This is a genomic window from Pseudomonas neuropathica, from assembly GCF_015461835.1.
Classification (GTDB): domain Bacteria; phylum Pseudomonadota; class Gammaproteobacteria; order Pseudomonadales; family Pseudomonadaceae; genus Aquipseudomonas; species Aquipseudomonas neuropathica.
Genome location: NZ_JACOPX010000011.1, coordinates 139,774 through 156,928, shown reverse-complemented (window position 1 = coordinate 156,928; position 17,155 = coordinate 139,774). Strand labels below are relative to the sequence as shown.

Below are 17,155 nucleotides of genomic sequence, written 5' to 3'. Positions count from 1 at the left end.
TTTCCGACTGTTTTTGTAGGGCACTTCCCAAATGTGCCCAACGGCAACTCAAACCTAGACTTACGTCCAATGGGCACCCCGCCCGCAGGGGTCGACCATGGTCAGAACGATCCGACAACAACAATTCGAAAAAGACTGCGGTAATGGTTATGAGTAAAGCGGACGCCTTCACCCAGGCAGGGAAAACCGCGGTATTGCAGAACATTCAGGGCACCCTGCAATTCCTCCAGCGCTTCCCGCCCTTCAATCAGATGGAACACGCCCACCTGGCTTATCTGGTGGAGCAATGCCAGCTGCGTTTCTACGGCCAGGGCGAGAGCATCATCAAACCCGCCGACGGCCCGGTTGAACACTTCTATATCGTCAAGCAAGGTCGGGTGGTCGGCGAACGTCAGCACATCACCAAACCCGGCACCGAGACCACGTTTGAAATCACCACCGGCGAATGCTTTCCGCTGGCCGCGTTGCTCGGCGAACGCGCGACTCGCACCGAACACCTGGCCGGCGAAGACACCTTCTGCCTGCAACTGAACAAACTGGCGTTCATCAAGCTGTTCGCCCTCTCCAGCACCTTCCGCGACTTCGCGTTACGCGGGGTCAGCAGCCTGCTTGATCAGGTCAATCAGCAAGTGCAGCAGAAAGCCGTGGAAACCCTCGGCACGCAGTACTCGCTGAACACCCGACTGGGCGAACTGGCGATGCGGCACCCGGTCACCTGCAGCCCCGACACGCCATTGCGTGAAGCGGTGAAGCTGATGCACGAGCAGCAGGTCGGCAGCATCGTGGCGGTAGATGAACACAAAGCCCCGCTGGGGATTTTCACCCTGCGCGATCTGCGTCATGTCGTGGCTGCGGGCGTCGGTGATTTCAGCGAGGCTATCGAGCGCCACATGACACCCGCGCCCTTCTACTTGTCGCCGGATCACAGTGCGTTCGATGCAGCGATTGCCATGACCGAACGGCATATCGCCCACGTCTGTCTGGTCAAGGATCAGCGTTTGTGTGGCGTGGTCTCCGAGCGCGATCTGTTTTCCCTGCAACGGGTCGACCTGGTGCACCTGGCCCGGACGATTCGCAGCGCCCAGCGCGTCGAACAACTGGTGAGCCTGCGCGGCGAGATCGGCCAACTGGTCGAACGCATGCTCGCCCACGGCGCGTCCTCGACGCAGATCACCCACATCATCACCCTGCTCAACGACCACACCGTGTGCCGGGTGATCGAACTGACCCTCGCGGAAAAAGGCGATCCCGGCGTGCCGTTCAGTTGGCTGTGTTTCGGCAGCGAAGGCCGCCGTGAGCAGACGCTGCATACCGATCAGGACAACGGCATTCTGTTCGACGCCCGCGATGCTGCGCATGCAGCGGAGATTCGCGGCAAGCTGCTGCCGATTGCCCAGCAGATCAACCAGAGTCTGGCGTTGTGCGGTTTCACCCTGTGCAAGGGCAACATCATGGCCGGCAATCCCGAGCTGTGTCTGTCGCGGGCGGAATGGGCGCGACGCTTTGCGGCGTTTATTCGTGAGGCGACGCCGGAGAATCTGCTCGGTTCGAGTATCTACTTCGATCTGCGTGTGGTCTGGGGCGATGAAAAAGGCTGCGAACAATTGCGCCGCGGCATTCTCGATCAGGTCGGTGACAACCGTTTGTTCCAGCGCATGATGGCCGAGAACGCCCTGCGCAACCGTCCACCGGTGGGGCGTTTCCGCGAGTTTGTGCTGGCGCGCAAGAATGGCGAAAAAGCCACGCTGGACCTCAAGGTGCAGGGGCTGACGCCGTTCGTGGATGGCGCACGCTTGCTCGCGCTGGCCAACGGCATCGACACCAACAATACCCTCGAGCGCTTCCGTCAGTTGGTCGAGAAAGAAGTCATCGAGCGACTGGATGGCGCGGCGTATGAAGAGGCCTATCACTTCATTCAGCAAACGCGCATGCAACAGCATCAACTGCAGACGCGGGAGAACCTGCCCTATTCCAACCGCGTCGACCCGGACAGCCTCAATCACCTCGACCGGCGCATCCTGCGTGAGTCCCTGCGCCAGGCCCAGCGCCTGCAGAGCAGCCTGACCTTGCGGTATCAGCTATGAGCCTGTTCTCGTGGCTGCGTCCGGCCAGCCCGGTGTTGCCGGTGGAGTGGCAACAGCGTCTTGCGCAGCTGCCGGTGCACCGCGAACTCAGCGAATGCAGCCTGCGTGAACAACGCTGGGTGGTGCTGGATCTGGAGACCACCGGGCTGAATCTGAACAAGGACCGTGTGTTGTCGATTGGCGCGGTGGTGATCGAGGACGGCGCGATCGATTTCAGTCAGCAGTTCGAACGCACGCTGCAATGTCGCGAGCTGAAGCTCAGTCCCAGCGTGTTGATTCACGGGTTGGGGCCGAATGCGATTGCGGCGGGCAGTGAGCCGGTCGAGGCGTTGCTGGAACTCATGGAATTTATCGGCGACAGCCCGGTGCTGGCGTTTCATGCGCCGTTTGATCAGCACATGCTCGGGCGTGCGCTGAAGGAACATCTGGGGCACAAGTTGCAGCAGGTGTTCCTGGATGTCGCCGACATTGCACCGCTAGTGTGCCCGCAAGCGAACATTCGTGAGGCCGGGCTGGATGAGTGGATCGACTGGTTCAAGCTTGAGGTGTTCGAGCGACACAACGCGAGCGCCGATGCGCTGGCCACTGCGGAGTTGGCGTTGATTCTGTTCAGCCGGGCACGGGGTCAGCAGATTCATAGTCCGTTGAATTTGCAGCAGCGGTTGAGTCAGTGGAAACGCAGGCAGCAGGCGCCTTCGTTCTGAAGTTGAGTCAAGTCCAAGATCCATCGCCCTCACCCCAGCCCTCTCCCAGAGGGAGAGGGAGCCGACCGAGGTGTCTCGGGCTTTTCATCGACCTGAAAGACCGAGTCGATTGTGGATTCACTGAAAATCGTTCAGGTCGGTGTATCTCCCGAATATCCCCCAATCGGTCCCCTCTCCCCCCGGGAGAGGGCTAGGGTGAGGGGGTCTGCCTTTACATGCCCACCTGACCAGTGGCCAATTGCTAACCATTCCCACCTCTGCCACAATCGCGAACAATTCGCGTTAGTTAATATTTCCCAATCGGTGATGTCCGGTGTCGTCAGTCCCAAGCCCTAACAGTGAGCTCGTCGGTGCGATGTATCGTGACCATCGCGGTTGGCTGCTGGCGTGGCTGCGGCGCAATGTGGCCTGCCCGCAACGTGCCGAGGACCTCAGTCAGGACACCTTCGTCCGCCTGCTCGGTCGCGACGACATGCTGACACCGCGCGAGCCGCGCGCCTTTCTGGTGGCGATCGCCAAAGGCTTGCTGTTCGACTACTTCCGCCGCGCGGCGCTGGAACAGGCCTACCTCACCGAACTGATGCTGATCCCCGAAGGCGAACAACCGTCGGTGGAAGAACAGCAAATGATCCTCGAAGACCTCAAAGCCATCGACCGCTTGCTCGGCAAACTGTCGACCAAGGCCCGCGCCGCTTTCCTTTATAACCGCCTCGATGGCCTCAGCCATGCCGATATCGCCGACAAGCTTGGCGTCTCGGTGCCGCGCGTGCGCCAGTATCTGGCGCAAGGCATTCGTCAGTGCTACATCGCGCTGTACGGTGAGCCGACGTGAGCCCGGCCAGTTCCAGACCGGTGCCGGCGCATGTGCTGGACGCGGCGATTGCCTGGCAACTGACCCTCGATTCGAGCAGCCCGCTGGAGCGCGAGGAGTTCGCCAAATGGCATGCGGCCCATGAAGAACATGCCCGCGCGTGGCGGCAACTGGGCATGCTCGATCAGCGCTTCAGCGTGGCCAAAGGTCCGGCCCGCAGTGCCTTGCTGCAGTCGCGCGAAGGCATTCGCCGCCGGGTGCGCAGACTGGGCAGTGGGCTGGCCAGCGTTGTGGTGCTGGTCGGTGTGGGGCTGTTCGCCAGCGAACGCTTTCTGCCACTGGATTACTGGCTCGCCGACCAACGCACCGCGACCGGTGAGCAGCGCACCGTGCGTCTGGCGGACGGCACTGTGTTGAATCTGAACACTCACAGTGCGGTAGACGTGCGGTTCGATGACAAGCGCCGGTTGATCGTGTTGCAGGAAGGCGAAATTCTCGTCGAAACCGGTCATGGCGATGCGCGCCCCTTTATCGTCGAAACCCGCGAAGGCAGCATGCGCGCGCTGGGTACGCGGTTCCTGGTCAAGCGTGAAGACCAAGGCACGCGCCTGAGTGTGTTGCAGTCGGCGGTCGCGGCGCACCCACAATCCAGCCCTGAAGAGCAAATTCTCCATGAAGGCCAGCAAGTGTTGCTGCGCAGTGATGGATTGGGCTCGATCGTCGCGCTCAACCCCGGCGCCGATGCCTGGACGCGCGGCATGCTGGTGGTCGACAACGCGCGACTGGGCGATCTGGTGCATGAGCTGGGGCGTTATCGTCGTGGGCATCTGGGCGTGGCGCCGGAAGTGGCGGATCTGCGGATTACCGGTAGCTTCCCCCTGCATGACACTGATAAAGCCTTGAGCGCCCTGCTGCCGACCCTGCCGGTGCAGATTGAGCGGCATACGCCGTATTGGGTGACCGTGGCGAAGGCCGAGCCCTCCTCCCCTTGACCTGATCGTTCCCACGCTCTGCGTGGGAATGCAGCCCGGGACGCTCTGCGTCCCTGCCGAAGCGGACGCAGAGCGTCCATTGAGGCATTCCCACGCGGAGCGTGGGAACGATCAAGCCCGCAGAAATGTGGCTGTTTTCCAGTCAATCGAAATTATTTTCATCCCGCCCTATCACTTTCTGATTCTCATCCGGCACACAGGCAATTGAGAAATATTTCCATTCAGGAGCCGCCGTATGTCCCGTTCGCTAGACACCTTGTTGCGCCCCAGTCTGCTGGCCGTCGCCATCGCGTTCAGCGCGCCGCTGATCAGCAGTCCGTTGCTCGCCGCTGAACAAGCGTCCAGCGTGCGCGCCTACAACCTGCCGGCGGCGCCACTGTCGACCACCCTGAACCAGATCGCCAGCCAGGGCGGCATTGCGCTGTCGCTGAATCCGTCGCTGGCGGCAGGCAAAACCTCGGCACCGGTCAACGGCCAGTACGACGCGGCCGGTGCCTTGCGCGCGGCCCTGCGTGGCACCGGTCTGCAACTGGAACAAAGCAGCACCGGCACCTACACCCTTGTGGCGGTGCCTGAAGGGACACTGGCCCTGCCGGAAACTTCCGTCATCGGTGTGGAAAACTTCGAAAGCGCCTGGGGCCCGGTCGAAGGCTATACCGCCACTCGCACCGCCGCTGGCAGCAAGACCGACACCGCGCTGGTCGAAGCACCGCGTTCGATCTCCGTCGCGACTCGCCAGCAAATGGACGACCGCAGCGTGCACAGCCTCGATGACGCCGTGCGCTACATGCCGGGTATCACCGCCAGCAGCTACGGCAGCGACACCCGTGCCGACTGGCTGCGTGTGCGCGGTTTCGAACCGACCCAGTTCCTCGATGGCCTGCCGCTGCCAAAAGGCGTGTACGCCAACCCGAAACAGGAAACCTGGAACCTCGACCGCCTCGCCCTGCTGCGCGGCCCGGCCTCCTCGGTTTACGGCCAGACCCCGCCGGGCGGCCTGCTGGACATGGTCAGCCGTCGCCCAAGTGCCGAAGCCAGTAATGAAATCCAGCTGCAATACGGCAGCGACAATCACCGCCAGATCAACTTTGCCAGCACCGGCAAGATCGATGACGCCGGCCAGTTCCTCTACGGTATCAGCGGCGTCGTACGCGACAGCGGAACACAGGTCGATCACGTCGACAACAAGCGCTACAACATCGCGCCGAGCCTGACCTGGAACATCGACGACGACACCAAGCTCACCCTGCTGAGCCAGTTCACCCGCGACGATACCGGCATCACCAGCCAGTTCCTGCCGGTGCAGGGCACCAAGATCAAATCGCCGTTCGGTGATATTTCCCATCACAAGAATCTGGGTGATCCGGACTGGGAATATTACGATCGCACCTACTACGCGCTGGGCTATGCCTTCGAACATCGTCTGAACGATGTCTGGCAGTTCAAGCAGAACCTGCGCTACACCAAGTCGGACCTGTCGTTCCAGTCGCTGACGCCAGGGTCGTACCCGTTCACCGAAGTGGATGATCAAGGCAACGTCGGGCGCACCAGCACCAGCGTCGAAGAAGACATCAGCCAGTTCGCCGTGGACAACAACTTCCAGGCTGACTTCGCCACTGGCGATATCCGCCACACTCTGTTGTTGGGTCTGGACCATCAGCGCAGCAACACCAACTACACCTCGATCTTCGGTGACGGCCTGACCACCAACGTGATCACGCCGATCTATGGTCAGCCGATCGTGCGTCCAGCGCGCTCCACCGCGTTTTACGATTACGACCAGAAGACCTACCAGACCGGCCTGTACATCCAGGATCAGATGGCCCTCGACCAGTGGCGCCTGACCCTCGGTGGCCGTGAAGACTGGGTGCACACCAGCACAAAGTTCATCAACAAGGGCGATGCCACCAACACCCAGCGTGACAAGGCGTTCAGCGGCAACGCCGCGCTCAGCTACGTCTTCGACAACGGTTTCGTGCCGTACCTGTCGTACGCTGAATCCTTCCAGCCGACCACGGGCGCCGACGCCACCTCGACCGGTTCGCTCAAACCAACCGAAGGCAAGCAGTGGGAACTGGGCATCAAGTACCAGCCGCCGGGCAGCAAAACCCTGCTGACCGCCGCCGTGTATGACCTCACCCAGAAGAACGTTTCGGTCAACACCTTCGTCAACAACGTGTCGATCACCAGTCAGACCGGCGAAGTGAAAGTCAAAGGCCTGGAGCTGGAAGCGGTTTCCGACGTCACCGACAACCTCAAAGTCATCGCTGCCTACACCCTGGCCAAATCGGAAGTACAAAATGGCGTCGACAAGGGCAATCGCCTGCAACTGATGCCGAACCAGCAAGCGTCGCTGTGGACTGACTACACCTGGCACGCCGGCGTGCTCGACGGCTTCGGCATTGGCGGTGGCGTGCGTTACACCGGCAACACCTACGGCGACAAGGCCAATACCTGGCTGGGCAAGGCGGACGCCTACACCGTGTTCGACGCTTCGGTGCATTACGACCTCGGCCGCCTGGACAACAGCCTCAAAGGCGCGTCGCTGGCACTCAACGCGACCAACCTGTTTGACAAGGAATACATTTCCACCTGCGACAGCTTCTACTGCTACTACGGTGACACGCGCAGTGTTGTCGCCAGCGCCACTTACAAGTGGTAAGCGCTTGAGCTGAAACAGGCCCTGTGACCAGGCCGTCCCTCGGGGACGGCTTTGGTGTTTTTGAAGGTCATGAAATGAAAAGTAAAACAATCCGCCGCTGGTCGTTCATCCACACCTGGACCAGCCTGGTCTGCACCGTGTTTTTGCTGATGCTGGCACTGACCGGTTTGCCGCTGATCTTTCATCACGAGATCGAGCACCTGCTCGGCGACGCTCCCGAAGTGCGCGAGATGCCCGCCGACACGCCTCGATTGAATCTGGCGCAACTGGTTGAGGCCGCCGAAAAGCATCGCCCCGATGACGTCGTGCAGTACTTCGGTTTCGACGACGATGAGCCGAACGCCGTGCTGACGATCATGGCGAAAACCGCTGGCACCGAACCGAATTCCTCGCACACGTTCATGCTCGATGCGCGAACCGGGGAAGCGCTGGAAACGCCTTCGGCCAATGGCGGCTTGATGCTGTTCATCCTGCGACTGCATGTCGACATGTTCGCCGGGCTGCCGGGCAAGTTGCTGCTGGCGTTCATGGGGCTGCTGTTTGTCGTGGCCATCGTATCCGGGACAGTGTTGTACCTGCCGTTCATGCGCCGCTTGAAGTTCGGCACCGTGCGCCAGGACAAGTCGACAAGATTGCGCTGGCTCGACCTGCACAACCTGATCGGTGTCGTCACCCTGACCTGGGCGCTGGTCGTCGGCGTGACCGGTGTGATCAGCGCCTGCGCCGACCTGTTGATCGCGGCCTGGCGCAACGATGCATTGACTGCGCTGATCGAACCGTACCGCGATGCGCCACCGCTGACCCACTTGGCGCCGGCCACGCGTTTGCTCGACATCGCTGCTGAAGTGGCACCGGAGATGAAACCTGATTTCATTGCCTTTCCCGGCACACGCTTTTCCAGCGAACACCATTACTCGGTGTTCATGAAGGGCGGCACGCACCTGACCTCGCATCTGCTGACGCCGGTGCTGATCGATGCGACCACGCTGCAGGTCACCGCCGTGGCCGAACGGCCCTGGTACATGGACGCCATGGGCATGTCGCAGCCGCTGCACTTCGGTGATTACGGCGGCATGCCGATGAAGATTCTCTGGGCCACGCTTGATGTGCTGACGATCATTGTGCTCGGCAGCGGTGTGTATCTGTGGGTGGTGCGGCGCACAGCGGCCAGGCCTGTGCTGGAAACGGCGGAGGCGTCTGCATGAAGCCGCGTCAGTCGAATTTCTGGAAGGTGTTCAGCACGCCGATCGTGATTGCGCTGCTCAGTGCGGCGGGGTTGTTTGCGGCGTTGCTGGGGGATGGGATTTGGGATGCGTTGAGCTGGGTTGGGTTGGGTGTGCCGGCCGTTCTGGCGATCAGGGGATTGTTGCTGCGCAGGTAATATTTGCATTGCCTGAGATGGCCCCTTCGCGAGCAAGCTCGCTCCCACATTTGAAATGCGTTCCCCTGTGGGAGCGAGCTTGCTCGCGAAGGCGACAGTGAATACACCATCAATTCCTCGCCAGCCTCGCCGCATCTGGCTAGGCTAACCTCCTGCTCTTCGACGATCACCGAGGTTTGCCAATGTCCGCCCCCAGCATGACCCTGTACCACAACACGCTCTCCCCGTTCGTGCGCAAAGTGATGGTATTGCTGCACGAAACCGGTCAGCAGGATCGCGTCGCCCTGCAAGACTGCGTGCTCAGCCCGGTCAGTCCGAGCGCCGAGCTCAATGTCGACAACCCGCTGGGCAAGATCCCCGCCCTGCGCCTGGCCGATGGCAACGTCATCCATGACAGCCGTGTGATCCTCGAATACCTCGATCAACAACACGTCGGCAATCCGCTGATCCCGCGCGAAGGCGCGGCCCGCTGGCGGCGTCTGACCCTGGCCTCGATGGCCGACGGGATCATGGATGCGTCGGTGATGGTGCGTTATGAAATGGTCCTGCGCGCGCCGGAAAAGCATTGGGACGAATGGCTCGAAGCCCAGCGCGACAAGATCCGCCGCGCCCTCGCTGTACTGGAAACCGATGCGATTGCCGAGCTGACCAGCCATTTCGATGTGGCCGCCATCAGCGTGGCGTGTGCCTTGGGATATCTCGATTTGCGCTTCCCGGACCTGGGCTGGCGTGATGCCAACCCGCAATTGGCCAACTGGTTCTTTGAAGTGAGTCAGCGACCTTCCATGATCGCCACGATGCCCAAGCCTTAAATCGGCGGCGCCTGTTCCGGCCTCTTCGCGAGCAGGCTCGCCCCCACATTGTTTTTGGGCATGGCAGAAATCTCTGTTCCAACACCCATCCTGTGGGAGCGAGCCTGCTCGCGAATGCACCACCTCGGTTCCACAGGCAAAAACCCGATAATCCGCGTCACCAACTCATCCTTCCAGCACTGATCCTCACGCAAGCCCAGCGACCGGCTCATTGCATCGCCCCCACATCAAACTCCAACGGCTTGCCCGGCTTCTGCCCAATCCCGTACCAATCCAGTTTGCGCGTCAGCACCATGAACACACCGAGCAGACCGAACAGCAACAACGAGCCCATCAACAACGCGTAATCCTCAGCGCTCAGCAAGCCATAGAGCAGGCCATACAACGCCGCCAGCCCTGCCGAAAAACTCAAGCCGTGACGCACACTGCGTAGCACATGGCAGACATAAAACCCGATCAACACCACACAGGCACTGGCCGACAGCAAATATGCCAGGGCAAAACCAATGTGCTCCGACAGCGACAGCAACAACAGATAGAAGAACGCCAGCGCCACACCAACCAGCGCGTATTGCACCGGGTGTACGGCCAGGCTCTTGAGTACTTCGAAGAGGAAGAAACCGGCGAACGTCAGGACAATGAACAGCAGCGCATATTTGATCGCCCGGTCACTCTTCAGGTACTGATCCACCGGATCGATGAAGCTCACACCGAAGCTGCGACCATTAAACGCCTCGCAATCATTGCTGCTCACGCAACGGCTCATGGCGTCTTGCAGGTTGGTGGAGAAAAACGTGGTCTGCCAATCGGCGCTGAAGCCTTGATCATTGATTTCACGTTTGCCCGGCAGGAAGTTGCCGACAAAGCTTGGATGCGGCCAGTTGGCGGTGAGGCTGACGCTGCTGCTCTTGCCCACCGGCAGCACCTGCAATGAACCGGTGCCTTGCAGACGCAGGTCGAAGCCGAAGCTCAGTTCCGTGGTTTTACTGGTGTCGAGCAACGGCAGCGTGACCCGCACACCTTCACCGAGCCAACCGACTTGCGTACCCGGAACGAAATCGAGGCGCTGGCCATCGAGCTCGAGTTTCAGCGCATTTTCGATACCGCGAATATCGCTGATACCGACCGCGAGAAACGGTGCATCGAACTGGTAGTCGCTGAAGTCTTCCTTGATGCCCAATTGCGCCGGCAATGAGAAATGGCCGTTGATTCGGTTATCGGCGTGGAACAACCGTGCTTCATAAATGCCTCGTGCACGCAGTTCGGTTTGCACTTGGCCGTCGAGTTCGAAACGCTCCGGCAGGAAGTACAAACGGCCGCGCTCTTCGCTTGGCTCGTCGTAACGCTGGTTGGTTTTATCGTTGGTTTTCCAGTTGTGAATCACTTTGCGATACGGCACCACCATCACCGGGCCGCTCAGTTGCTGGCTGTAGCTGGAGCTGCGGGCAATGTCTTCGAGCACACCGTCGCGCAGCTGTTGGCGCTCGTCGATGACGCCGTCGATCATCAGCAGCGGGATCAGCAACAGCAGGATCAGCAGGGCGATGGCGCCGAGCTTTATCGTCAGATTCTTGTTCATGGGACTCTCCCTGTTTGGATGGGCAGAGTCTGCTGGTGCTGTATGGGGGGAATGTGGGGGGAATGTGGAGATTGTGTGGAAAGATCAAAAGATCGCAGCCTTCGGCAGCTCCTACAGGTGTACGCAACCCTATGTAGGAGCTGCCGAAGGCTGCGATCTTTTGACGGAATCAAGGCAGGCGCAATGTCACCTCAACACCGTTCTCGACATTACGAATCTGCATCGACCCACCATGCAACTTGACCACCTCTTCGACGAAGTTAAGCCCCAGCCCCGTGCTTTTCCGCCCACTGTCCGGTCGCGGCAACGAGTAGAAACGCTCAGTCAGTCGCGGCAAGGCGTAATCGGGAATCGGCGCCGTCTCATTGAACAATCGACATTCGATTTGCTCGCCAACCCGCTCGGCGCTGAACCGCAGCAACCCCTCAACCAGGGTGAAATCCAGCGCATTCTCCAGCAAGTTGCCCAGCGCCTGACGCAACAGAAACGGCTCGCCAATCAACAGCAGATCTGCGGCAATCGTTTGTTCGATGCGCAACTGTTTGCCTTCAATTCGCGCTGCCTGCCCCTGCAACAACTGATCAACCAGCGCCGCCAACGGCACGGCGACCCGCTCTTCAAGGCCCTGACGTTGCTCGACCTGAGCCAGATTCAACAACCGCTCGATCAACTGCTGCATCCGCGCACTTTCGCTGTCGATGTTGCCGACAAAGCGCAGGCGCTGAACCGGCGACATATCCCCTTGCAGCAACTCCGCCGCACCACGAATCGCCGCCAGCGGACTTTTCAGTTCATGGGTCAGCGTGTGCACATAGCGCTCGACGTAGGCCTTGCCTTCCAGTTGCGTGCGCATCTGCTCCACGGCGGTAGCCAGTTGTTCCAGTTCACCACCCCGGTAATGCGGCACTTCCACCCGCCGGCCCTCACTCACGGCTTGGGCATAACCGGTCAGACGGTGCAGCGCACGGCTCAACCACCATGACAACAAAGCACCGAACAGCAGACCGAGGCCAATCAAACCGGCACCGTAAAACAGCAAGCGCCGTTCGGTGCGATCAACATAAGGTTGCAAGGAGCTGTTGGGCTTGGCCACGGTGACCACGCCGATGATCTTGCCGTTGTCACGGATCGGCGCGCCGACGTGCATCACTGACGAGCTGGCGTCATCCGGATCACTGCGGCTCGAACGCGCACCGTACTCGCCACGCAAGGTCAGGAAGACATCGTTCCAGCGCGAGTAGTCCTGACCCACGGCCACGCCACTGGAATCGAGCACCACAATGCCCTCGGCGTCGGTGACGTAGATGCGGTGGTTGACCTGGTTTTTCGGCAAGCCCCAAATGGTTGCTTGCGGCTGGCGCTCGCCATAGGCGCGCAGCAACTCGGGCCAGCGGTTCTCGCTAAGGGTGCCGGCCTTGAAATCATCACGGAGGATTTCTGCCATCAGGTTGGCGGTATCGACCAGGGTTTCTTCGGTGGACTGGCGCACGCCGGGGCGGATTTCTTCCATCACCGTGTTGAGCACAAAGTACCCGGTGAGGCCGACAAACAGCACATACACCAGAAAGATCCGCAGCCCCAGCGACATCAGCTGTGCCCCGGGCTGTAGCTGTAACCGAGACCGCGATGGGTCTGGATCGGCTCGGCGTCGGCCCGCACCAGACGCAGTTTGGCGCGCACGCTTTTGATGTGGCTATCGATGCTGCGCTCGTAGCCGGCGTCGGCAGCGACGCCCAAAGCATCAAGCAGTTGTTCGCGACTGAAGACCCGCTCGGGTTGTTCGAGCAGGCATTGCAACAGGCGGAATTCATGGCGGGTCAGGCTTAACGTCTGGCCGCGATAAATGATTTGAATCCGTTCCGGATCGACACGGAACAGCGCGGAAGTGGCTTCAATCGCCGGACGCGGCGCCATGCGTTTGAGAATAGCCTTGACCCGCGCTGCCACCTCTCGAGGGCTGAACGGCTTGACCACGTAGTCGTCGGCGCCGATCTCCAGGCCCACCACGCGATCAATCTCGGCATCGCGGGCGCTGAGGAACAGCACCGGCACGTCGCTGAAGCGACGTAGCTGTTTGCAGGTCTCGAAGCCGCTGATGTCCGGCAGGCCGATGTCGAGGATGATCAGATCGGCCGGCGTCTGCCGCTGATGCTCCAGCGCCGCCGCGCCGAGGTTCAACCACATGGTGGTGAAGCCCTCGCCCTGCAAGGCAAAAATCAGCGTGTCGGCAATCGCCGCTTCGTCTTCGACAATCAGGATATGAGGCATGGCGTCCGAGCCCGTGGGTTAGGTGCGCGAACGGTGCCCCAAGCCTGACGTTACGTCAATGAGACCACTTGGCTCAGCAGTCCGGCTTGTCCGCCGTGAAGCGCCGCGCCGGGTTCACCGCCGCGCCGAACTCGCGCAAGGCTTTGGCACCGATCAGCAGCGGGTAGTTGAAGTTGCTGCGGTCGGTCAGGTTGACCTCAACGGTACGCTTGACGTCGCCCAGGCACAGCTCCAGATCGACCACCGGGCGCTTGGCGACTTCGGTGCTTTCGCCCTCGTCCTCTTCATCCGAACGGCTCTTGATCTTGCTGATCCGCGCGACCTTGTGTTCGTAGACTTTGTTGCTGGCGTCTTTGGTGCCGAGGCGGAAACGTACCCATTCGTCGCCATCACGGGTGAAGGTCTCGATGTCCTTGGCCGACAGCGAAGCGGTCAGCGCGCCAGTGTCCATCTTGGCCTTGAGCACTTCACCACCGATTTCCGGCAGCGCGATGTATTCATAGCGCCCGTACAGGGTCGGCTCGGCGGCCATGACCGGCAGGGCGACGAGGGCAAACAGTGCAAGGAGGGATTTCACGTAAGGGGCTTCCTTGGAAAATGAGGGCGGCAGACGCGAGATTTTAGACACCCAGTAAGTAATTCGTTCGCCATGAAATCGCTTCGCGAGCAAGCTCGCTCCCACAGGGATTTATGTCGAACACTCATCCTGAGTACACCTGAATACACTGTGGGAGCGAGCTTGCTCGCGAAGAGGCCAGCACATTCAGCACAACGCTTGAGCAAAGCATACCGGCCCAAAAGTGAAACATTCGTCACCACCGATTTGGCCTGTCGCGCGAAGCTGCTTATCATGGCGCGCCCATCCGTTTGCAAAGAGTTGCTTATGCGCCGCCTGCTCACCGGCTGTTTCGTCACCCTGCTGCTGTTGCTCAACACCCTGATCCTGATCGGGCCGTTGCTGGTATTTGCTCTGCTCAAACTGATCGCACCAGGCCGCTGGCGCGATTACGCCTCGTGGGCGGTGATGTGGATCGCCGAGACCTGGGCCGAGATCGACAAGCTGATTTTCCGCCTGTGCATCCCCACCCAATGGGACATTCGCGGCGGCGAGAATCTGCGCAGTGACACTTCGTATCTGGTGGTCAGTAACCACCAGTCGTGGGTCGACATTCCGGCGCTGATCCAGACCCTCAACCGCCGCACGCCGTTCTTCAAATTCTTCCTCAAGAAAGAACTGATCTGGGTGCCGTTTCTCGGACTGGCGTGGTGGGCGCTGGATTACCCGTTCATGAAACGCTACACCAAGGCATTTCTGGCAAAACATCCGGAGCTGGCCGGCAAGGATCTGGAAATCACCAAACAGGCCTGCGAGCTGTTCAAGCGTCAGCCAGTGACCGTGGTGAATTATCTGGAAGGCACCCGCTACACCGCGGCAAAAAGCGCCCAGCAGCAATCACCGTTCAAGCACTTGCTCAAGCCCAAGGCCGGCGGCGTGGCGTTTGTATTGGCGGCGATGGGTGAACAGCTGGATGCAATTCTCGACGTCACCGTGGTTTATCCACAGGCGAACATCCCGGGCTTCTGGGATTTGATCAGCGGCAACGTGCCGCGGGTGATCATCGATATCAAGACCCGCGAACTCGACCCGGCGCTGTGGCAGGGCGATTACGAGAATGATCCGGCGTTTCGCCAGACGGTCCAGAGCTGGGTCAACCAGCTCTGGAACGAGAAGGATCAGCGCATCGCCGAACTGCGCGGCGAACGCGGCTGAATCAGCTACCGGTGCCGGCGCCCCAGATGCTGCCGAGGCTTTGCAGCAGCGGGCCGCCGACGCCCTGATCACCCAAGTACTTGAGCAGCACCGGGGCAAACTGGCCAACCATGCCACTGTCCATGCCCAGCGCGCCGAAGGCATTGTTCAGGTCATTGGTGTCCTTGACGTTGCCCAGCGCGTTTTCGAGTCCGGCTGACTTGCCCGACGAGCCCAACAAGCCGCTCAGCGCCGTGAGGTTGCCGCCACCGCCCGACAGCTTGTCGATGCCCGGTACTTCTTTGGCCAACTGTGAATAATCGGTGCTGCTCAACTGGTTCTTGGCCAAGCCAAGCATGGCGCTGGTGCCGCCGACGGCTTGCTGCGGGGTAACCCCCAGACCGGTGACGGCTTGCAGCAGACCGGCGGTTTCCGAGGTCGGCGCGGCGGCGGTGGCAGCGTTGCCGCCCTGCATGCTCGAAGCCGCCTTGGTCACGTCGTCGAGGCTGAAACCGGCGAACACCGGGCTGGCCGCAAGGGTCATCAGTGAAGCCAAGGCAATACCGCGTGAAATCTTCATTCAGACATCCTCTTGCGCTGTGAAAACCACCCGTTGAACGGGCAGTGAAACTGCCGGTTTGACCGGGTATCCGCCGGCATGTTCCGGCGCGGCGCATCCATTTTCGTCCGGCCTGCGTATATAAAACGTGAAATCCCGGACACCTTCGCGATGAATGGCACAACCGCTATCACTGAACTAGCCTGTGAACAGTCCGAGCCCAGCCCTCGTCGCTCTACCTTTGCCTGGAGAGTCGTCATTTCCATCGCCGACACCGATCAGTTGCGCCAGCTGTTGGCCCAGTGTGCACTGGGCGATCGTCGCGCCTTCGAAACGCTGTACCGCAGCGTCGGCCCGCGTTTGCATGGCGTCGCCCTGCGTTTTATGCGCCGCACCGATCTGGCCGAGGAAGTGCTGCAGGAAAGCTTCGTGCGCATCTGGAACAACGCCTCGCGTTACGAAGCGCACCTGTCGGCGCCGCTGACCTGGATGATCAACATCACCCGTAATCAGGCCATCGATCAGTTGCGTAAACATCGTGACCGGCCCCTGACTGACCTCGAACAGGACGCCCTGCCGGACGAAAGTCCTTCAGCGCATGATCAGTTGAACAGCGCTCGCGAGGTTCAGACGTTGAACCGCTGTCTGGACACCCTTGAAAGCATGCAGCGCCAGTCGATCACCGTGGCCTACTTTCAGGGGTTGTCGTGCACGGAACTCGCCGAACATCTGGCCACGCCACTGGGAACGGTGAAATCGTGGATTCGCCGTGGCCTGGAACGCCTGCGCCGGTGCCTTGAATCATGAACTACCAGACCCCAGCCCTGCGCCGCGCCCTCGCCGCCGATTATGCAATCGGCCTGATGTCTGCGCCTGCGCGGCGGCGTTTTGAACAGTTGCTGCTGGATGACGCTGTGTTGCGAGCTGAAGTGGCGCAATGGCAGGAATCGCTGGTGAGTCTCACCGAATCTCTGCCGGAGCATCCGGTGCCCGATCGCGTCTGGCAAGGCATCACCGCGCGGATCGAACCGCAAGTGCTGCATGTGCCCGAGAAGCGACCGTTCTGGAACTGGCTGCGCGTCACCGCTGCACTGTGTTCGATCGTGGTGTTGGTGTTCCTCGGCTCGCTATACAACCGCGACGACGCCCGCTACCGCGCCACCCTGTTGACCGCCGATGCGCAACCGGCACTGAAGGTCGAGGCGCATGCGGATTACCTGCAAGTCGAGCCGCTGACGCTCGCGGCGGTTGGTGCGGATCGTAGCCTGGAGCTGTGGGCGATTCCGGCGGATGGCAAACCGATTTCGCTGGGTGTGATTCCGGCGGGGGGCAAAGGCAAGGTTGAATTGAGCGAGGCGCAGAAGGTGTTGATCGGCAAACCGATTGCGCTGGCAGTGAGCCTGGAACCCAAAGGTGGTTCGCCGACCGGACAGCCAACGGGGCCGGTGTTGTACCAAGGGGCCTTGGCGGGATTATAGATGATCGTATTAAAAGACGGAAAAAGAGGGCGACACATGTCGCCCTCCAAAACAATTAACCTTCTAATAAATTTT

Annotated in this window: 16 protein-coding genes; 11 read left to right on the top strand and 5 right to left on the bottom strand. The window is 60.6% G+C overall.

The features are described 5' to 3' along the window. The first annotated feature begins 149 nt into the window (after positions 1–149). The 8 genes from H8F23_RS17785 to H8F23_RS17750 all read left to right on the top strand — a co-directional run bounded on the left by H8F23_RS17785 (position 150) and on the right by H8F23_RS17750 (position 9,446). Complete coding sequence (locus tag H8F23_RS17785) at positions 150–2,084, top strand: putative nucleotidyltransferase substrate binding domain-containing protein (RefSeq protein ID WP_324187889.1); 1,935 nt, start codon at positions 150–152, stop codon at positions 2,082–2,084. Then, the gene (locus tag H8F23_RS17780; RefSeq protein ID WP_194935256.1) at positions 2,081–2,788 is read left to right on the top strand and encodes a 3'-5' exonuclease; all 708 of its coding nucleotides are present in this window, start codon (positions 2,081–2,083) and stop codon (positions 2,786–2,788) included. Before H8F23_RS17785 ends, H8F23_RS17780 begins: the two co-directional genes overlap by 4 nt. 355 nt (positions 2,789–3,143) lie before the next feature. Further along, the gene (locus H8F23_RS17775) at positions 3,144–3,620 is read left to right on the top strand and encodes an RNA polymerase sigma factor (RefSeq protein ID WP_228759281.1); all 477 of its coding nucleotides are present in this window, start codon (positions 3,144–3,146) and stop codon (positions 3,618–3,620) included. Next, a complete protein-coding gene (locus H8F23_RS17770) occupies positions 3,617–4,591 on the top strand; it encodes a FecR domain-containing protein (RefSeq protein ID WP_194935254.1) in 975 nt (324 codons plus the stop codon). The genes H8F23_RS17775 and H8F23_RS17770 overlap by 4 nt, the downstream gene beginning before the upstream one ends. A gap of 235 nt (positions 4,592–4,826) precedes the next feature. Then, positions 4,827–7,253 carry a TonB-dependent siderophore receptor gene (locus tag H8F23_RS17765; protein ID WP_194935253.1) on the top strand — a complete coding sequence of 809 codons (2,427 nt, stop codon included), beginning with the start codon at positions 4,827–4,829 and terminating at the stop codon, positions 7,251–7,253. A gap of 74 nt (positions 7,254–7,327) precedes the next feature. After that, entirely contained in the window at positions 7,328–8,458 is a 1,131-nt protein-coding gene (locus H8F23_RS17760; RefSeq protein ID WP_194935252.1) for a PepSY-associated TM helix domain-containing protein, read from the top strand. Next, positions 8,455–8,634: a hypothetical protein gene (locus tag H8F23_RS17755; protein WP_194935251.1), complete on the top strand. Its 180-nt coding sequence runs from the start codon at positions 8,455–8,457 to the stop codon at positions 8,632–8,634. The genes H8F23_RS17760 and H8F23_RS17755 overlap by 4 nt, the downstream gene beginning before the upstream one ends. A gap of 182 nt (positions 8,635–8,816) precedes the next feature. Further along, the gene (locus H8F23_RS17750) at positions 8,817–9,446 is read left to right on the top strand and encodes a glutathione S-transferase (protein WP_194935250.1); all 630 of its coding nucleotides are present in this window, start codon (positions 8,817–8,819) and stop codon (positions 9,444–9,446) included. 208 nt (positions 9,447–9,654) lie between these two features. On the opposite strand, the gene creD is transcribed toward H8F23_RS17750, so the two are convergent. The 4 genes from creD to rloA2 all read right to left on the bottom strand — a co-directional run bounded on the left by creD (position 9,655) and on the right by rloA2 (position 13,870). Beyond that, on the bottom strand, positions 9,655–11,025 hold the full coding sequence (gene creD, locus H8F23_RS17745) for a cell envelope integrity protein CreD (RefSeq protein WP_186619973.1): 1,371 nt from the start codon (positions 11,023–11,025) through the stop codon (positions 9,655–9,657). Between the two features lie 169 nt (positions 11,026–11,194). Beyond that, complete coding sequence (gene creC / locus H8F23_RS17740; RefSeq protein ID WP_194935249.1) at positions 11,195–12,613, bottom strand: two-component system sensor histidine kinase CreC; 1,419 nt, start codon at positions 12,611–12,613, stop codon at positions 11,195–11,197. Further along, positions 12,613–13,293 carry a two-component system response regulator CreB gene (creB, locus tag H8F23_RS17735; RefSeq protein WP_194935248.1) on the bottom strand — a complete coding sequence of 227 codons (681 nt, stop codon included), beginning with the start codon at positions 13,291–13,293 and terminating at the stop codon, positions 12,613–12,615. The genes creC and creB overlap by 1 nt, the downstream gene beginning before the upstream one ends. A gap of 73 nt (positions 13,294–13,366) precedes the next feature. Further along, a complete protein-coding gene (gene rloA2 / locus H8F23_RS17730) occupies positions 13,367–13,870 on the bottom strand; it encodes a retropepsin-like aspartic peptidase RloA2 (protein ID WP_194935247.1) in 504 nt (167 codons plus the stop codon). A 306-nt stretch (positions 13,871–14,176) separates the two neighbouring features. On the opposite strand from rloA2, the gene H8F23_RS17725 reads away from it, so the two are divergent. Beyond that, complete coding sequence (locus H8F23_RS17725) at positions 14,177–15,064, top strand: acyltransferase (RefSeq protein WP_194935246.1); 888 nt, start codon at positions 14,177–14,179, stop codon at positions 15,062–15,064. A gap of 1 nt (position 15,065) precedes the next feature. Here H8F23_RS17725 and H8F23_RS17720 read toward each other — a convergent pair whose 3' ends face one another. Beyond that, on the bottom strand, positions 15,066–15,623 hold the full coding sequence (locus tag H8F23_RS17720) for a DUF2780 domain-containing protein (protein WP_194935245.1): 558 nt from the start codon (positions 15,621–15,623) through the stop codon (positions 15,066–15,068). A 150-nt stretch (positions 15,624–15,773) separates the two neighbouring features. Between H8F23_RS17720 and H8F23_RS17715 the strand changes: the two genes are divergently transcribed. After that, complete coding sequence (locus tag H8F23_RS17715; protein WP_194935244.1) at positions 15,774–16,409, top strand: RNA polymerase sigma factor; 636 nt, start codon at positions 15,774–15,776, stop codon at positions 16,407–16,409. Then, a complete protein-coding gene (locus H8F23_RS17710) occupies positions 16,406–17,080 on the top strand; it encodes an anti-sigma factor (protein ID WP_194935243.1) in 675 nt (224 codons plus the stop codon). The genes H8F23_RS17715 and H8F23_RS17710 overlap by 4 nt, the downstream gene beginning before the upstream one ends. Positions 17,081–17,155 lie beyond the last annotated feature (75 nt).

Coding starts and splice junctions, on each gene's coding strand:
- H8F23_RS17765 (WP_194935253.1), top strand. CDS start 4,827: ATGTCCCGTTCGCTAGACACCTTGTTGCGCCCCAGTCTGCTGGCCGTC.
- H8F23_RS17775 (WP_228759281.1), top strand. CDS start 3,144: ATGTATCGTGACCATCGCGGTTGGCTGCTGGCGTGGCTGCGGCGCAAT.
- H8F23_RS17780 (WP_194935256.1), top strand. CDS start 2,081: ATGAGCCTGTTCTCGTGGCTGCGTCCGGCCAGCCCGGTGTTGCCGGTG.
- H8F23_RS17715 (WP_194935244.1), top strand. CDS start 15,774: ATGAATGGCACAACCGCTATCACTGAACTAGCCTGTGAACAGTCCGAG.
- H8F23_RS17725 (WP_194935246.1), top strand. CDS start 14,177: ATGCGCCGCCTGCTCACCGGCTGTTTCGTCACCCTGCTGCTGTTGCTC.
- H8F23_RS17710 (WP_194935243.1), top strand. CDS start 16,406: ATGAACTACCAGACCCCAGCCCTGCGCCGCGCCCTCGCCGCCGATTAT.
- creB (WP_194935248.1), bottom strand. CDS start 13,293: ATGCCTCATATCCTGATTGTCGAAGACGAAGCGGCGATTGCCGACACG.
- H8F23_RS17760 (WP_194935252.1), top strand. CDS start 7,328: ATGAAAAGTAAAACAATCCGCCGCTGGTCGTTCATCCACACCTGGACC.
- H8F23_RS17755 (WP_194935251.1), top strand. CDS start 8,455: ATGAAGCCGCGTCAGTCGAATTTCTGGAAGGTGTTCAGCACGCCGATC.
- creD (WP_186619973.1), bottom strand. CDS start 11,025: ATGAACAAGAATCTGACGATAAAGCTCGGCGCCATCGCCCTGCTGATC.
- H8F23_RS17750 (WP_194935250.1), top strand. CDS start 8,817: ATGTCCGCCCCCAGCATGACCCTGTACCACAACACGCTCTCCCCGTTC.
- H8F23_RS17720 (WP_194935245.1), bottom strand. CDS start 15,623: ATGAAGATTTCACGCGGTATTGCCTTGGCTTCACTGATGACCCTTGCG.
- creC (WP_194935249.1), bottom strand. CDS start 12,613: ATGTCGCTGGGGCTGCGGATCTTTCTGGTGTATGTGCTGTTTGTCGGC.
- H8F23_RS17785 (WP_324187889.1), top strand. CDS start 150: ATGAGTAAAGCGGACGCCTTCACCCAGGCAGGGAAAACCGCGGTATTG.